The 588-nt window shown below is 77.7% G+C and carries 1 pseudogene; it reads right to left on the reverse strand.

Annotated elements, in window-relative coordinates:
* Window positions 1–588 (reverse strand): annotated as a pseudogene (locus G3I41_RS31510) (sel1 repeat family protein); the annotation flags it as partial.

Below are 588 nucleotides of genomic sequence, written 5' to 3' on the forward strand. Positions count from 1 at the left end.
TGGCGCTCGGCCTCCTGCTCCTCTCCGTGGTGCAGGAGCGCCATGCCGACCTGGAGCGCCGCCTCGGTGTGCCCGGCCGCCGCGGCCCGCTCGTACCAGAGGAGGGCGGTGCGGTCCTCGTCGCGCCCGGCGTAGAGGATGCCGAGGTTGAAGGCCGCGTCGACGCTGCCCGCCTCGGCCGCCTTGGAGAACCAGGGCTCGGCGCCGGCCGGGTCGCCGGCCTGCAGCAGGAGCACGGCGAGCGCGTTGGCGGCCTCGCGGTGGCCCGCGTAGGCGGCGCGGCGGTACCACTGCTCGGCCTGGGCGGTGCGGTCCTGGGCGGCGCAGAGCAGCCCGAGGTTGTACGCGCCGTTGACGTCGCCCGCGTCCATCGCCGCGCGGTACCAGCGCTCGGCGGTCTGCTGCTCCCCCCGGGCCGCGTGCAGCGCGCCGAGGGCGTTCGCGGCGTTGCCGTCGCCGTCCTGCGCGGCGCGCAGCCACCACACGGCGGCGCTCTCCCGGTCGCCCGCGTCACGCAGCAGGAAGCCGAGCGCACAGGCGGCCCGGGCCTCGCCCGCCTTGGCCGACATGAGGTACCAGCGCCCGGCC

This window comes from Streptomyces sp. SID9727 (genome assembly GCF_010550605.1).
Taxonomy (GTDB): domain Bacteria; phylum Actinomycetota; class Actinomycetes; order Streptomycetales; family Streptomycetaceae; genus Streptomyces.